Source organism: Mesorhizobium sp. M7A.F.Ca.US.006.04.2.1 (assembly GCF_004022915.1).
Lineage (GTDB): Bacteria > Pseudomonadota > Alphaproteobacteria > Rhizobiales > Rhizobiaceae > Mesorhizobium > Mesorhizobium ciceri.
Genome location: NZ_RZQA01000786.1, coordinates 1 through 3,035 on the forward strand (window position 1 = coordinate 1; position 3,035 = coordinate 3,035).

Genomic DNA, 3,035 nt, shown 5'->3' on the forward strand with positions numbered 1-3,035 from the left:
CGCCAAGGTGGTGCGCCATGCCATTCCATCCATCGCCAGGGCCGCCGAGATCATCGCCGGCAGGCTGAAGGGCGGCGGCAAGCTTGCCTACGCCGCGGCCGGCAGCTCAGGCCTGATGGCACTGGCCGATGCGCTGGAGCTGCCGGGCACCTTCGGCATTCACCGCGACCGCATCGCCATCCTGATCGCCGGCGGCGACGACGCTTTCCGCACGCTGGCCGGCGGGCCGGAAGACGACACCGAGGAAGCCGCGGCAGCGGTCGCCGAGGCCGGCCTCGGCAAGGGCGACTGCCTGATCGCCATTTCCGCCAGCGGCACGACGCCCTATGCCGTGCGGGCCATCGAGGAGGCTGCCCGCCGCGGCGCTGCCACCATCGGCATCGCCAACAACAGGGACTCTGCGCTGCTGCGCCAGGCACAAACCGCCATCCTGCTCGAAACGCCGCCGGAACTGATCGCCGGCTCCACGCGCATGGGCGCCGGCACTGCCCAGAAGATCGCGCTCAACATGCTGTCGACGCTGACCGCCATCCATCTCGGCCATGTGCATGACGGCTACATGGTCAATCTCATGGCCGACAACATCAAGCTGCGCGACCGCGCGGCGCGTATCGTCGCCGCCGTCAGCGGCCGCGGCACGGACGAAGCGGCCCGCCTGCTCGAAAAGAGCGGCGGCGCGGTCAAGACCGCCATTCTGCTCGCCGCCGGCGCCGACAGCACTGACGCGGCGCAGAAGATACTGGAAGAGGCCGGCCAGAAGTTGCGGCCGGCCCTTTCCGCTATAGAGGGGAGCAAGGGCTCAAAAGCCTCTGTTCTCATCAAAACCGAACCTGAAAAAGGTCAACAGGGAGACTGAGCATGACAACGAAACTACTGACGGCACTGCTTTTGGGCACCAGCATTCTCGGCTCGGCCGGGTTGGCTCACGCCGACGACGTAACGCTCAACATCGAAAGCTGGCGCGGCGACGACCTTGCCATCTGGAAGGACAAGCTGATCCCGGCTTTCGAAGCCAAGAACCCGGGCATCAAGGTCGTGTTCGCACCCTCGGCTCCGACCGAATATGACGCCGCGCTCGGCGCCAAGCTCGCCGCCGGCTCGGCGGGCGACCTGATCACCTGCCGCCCGTTCGACAAGTCGCTTGAGCTGTTCAAGAAGGGCAACCTTGCCGATCTCTCGGCGCTGCCTGGCATGGAGAACTTTTCGCCGGTGGCCAAGTCCGCCTGGCAGACCGACGACGGCAAGGCGAGCTTCTGCGTGCCGATGGCCTCGGTCATCCACGGCTTCATCTACAACAAGGACGCCTTCGACAAGCTCGGCATCAAGGTGCCGGAGACCCGCGACGAGTTCTTCGCCGCGCTCGACAAGATTAAGGCCGACGGCACCTACATCCCGATGGCGATGGGCACCAAGGATCTCTGGGAAGCCGCGACCATGGGCTACCAGAACATCGGCCCCAACTACTGGAAGGGCGAGGACGGCCGCGCGGCGCTGATCAAGGGCGATCAGAAGCTGACCGACAAGGACTGGGTCGCGCCGTATGAGGAACTGGCCAAGTGGAAGCCTTATCTCGGCGATGGCTTCGAGGCGCAGACCTATCCGGACAGCCAGAACCTGTTCACGCTCGGCCGCGCCGCCATCTACCCGGCCGGCTCGTGGGAGATCGGCCTGTTCAACACCCAGGCGCAGTTCAAGATGGGCGCCTTCCCGCCGCCGGTCGAGAAGGCCGGCGACACCTGCTACATCTCCGACCATACCGATATCGGCATGGGCCTGAATGCGGCTTCGAAGAACGCCGATGCGGCCAAGACCTTCCTGTCCTGGGTCGCCTCGCCGGATTTCGCAACCATCTACGCCAACGCACTGCCGGGCTTCTTCAGCCTGAACTCCTCGCCGGTGAAGATGGAAGACCCGCTGGCGCAGGAATTCGTCTCCTGGCGCGGCAAGTGCAAGTCGACGATCCGCTCGACCTACCAGATCTTGTCGCGCGGCACGCCGAACCTCGAGAACGAGACCTGGGTTGAATCGGCCAACGTCATCAACGGCACCGATACGCCGGAAGCGGCGGCCAAGAAGCTGCAGACCGGCCTCGATAGCTGGTACCATCCGGCCAAGTAAGAGCTCAGGCAACGGAACCGGCCTGGCGCACGCCTGGCCGGTTCCGGACTACCTCATTCAAAGCCTATTCGGATTGCGATTGTCGGCACCGCCTCCCGGCCTTACCCTCTCTTCGGGGAAGGCTAGCTGATCAGTCGCAGGCCTTTGTTCCTGCCGCATCGGCAGGAATGGTCGGGCCGTGCATCGAGGCATCATCTAGATCGATACCCTTTGGAACCGAGAGACGGCGGGGACCGAACTCATGGCCGCAGATATCAGAGCGAAAAGACCGTTCCGCTGGCATATAGGCGTCTTCCTGGCGCCGGCGGTGCTTGTCTACACGGCAATCATGATCCTGCCGCTCGCCGGCACGCTGCAGCTCTCGCTGTTCCGCAACATCGAGCAGCACCAGGTCTTCGTCGGGCTGGAAAACTTCCGCATGCTGTTCGGCGATCCCAACTGGTCGGTGGGTTTCTGGAACGCGCTGAGGAACAACACCTGGTTCTTTATCATCCACATGCTGGTGCAGAACCCGATCGGCGTCATGCTGGCCGCGCTTCTGTCCAGCCCGAGACTGAGGTTCGCGGCCTTCTACCGCACGGCGATCTTCGTGCCGACCATCCTGTCCTTCGTCATCGTCGGTTTCGCCTGGAAGCTGATCCTGTCCCCGTTGTGGGGCGTGGCGCCGCATCTGATGGATCTCGTCGGCCTGAAAAGCCTGTTCACGCCATGGCTCGGCAAGGAACAATATGCGCTCACCGCACTCAGCCTGATTTCGGTGTGGCAGTTCGTCGGCATCCCGATGATGCTGATCTACGCCGCCCTGCTGTCGATCCCCGAAGAGGTGATCGAGGCCGCCGAATGCGATGGCATTACCGGCCTGGCGCAGTTCTGGAAGATCAAGCTGCCGCTGATCCTGCCGTCGATCGGCATCATCT

General features: G+C 63.9%; 3 protein-coding genes. All 3 read left to right on the top strand.

What is annotated here, in order from left to right; translation table 11 throughout:
• Positions 1 to 856, top strand: an 856-nt coding sequence (locus tag EN925_RS30005) for an N-acetylmuramic acid 6-phosphate etherase (RefSeq protein WP_128337141.1), incomplete at its 5' end; no start/stop codon positions are given.
• Positions 857 to 858: 2 nt separating this feature from the next.
• Positions 859 to 2,118, top strand: coding sequence for an ABC transporter substrate-binding protein (locus tag EN925_RS30010; protein ID WP_013528574.1), 1,260 nt, complete (start codon positions 859 to 861; stop codon positions 2,116 to 2,118).
• A 241-nt stretch (positions 2,119 to 2,359) separates the two neighbouring features.
• On the top strand, positions 2,360 to 3,035 hold a 676-nt coding region (locus EN925_RS30015), incomplete at its 3' end, for a sugar ABC transporter permease (RefSeq protein ID WP_164894478.1).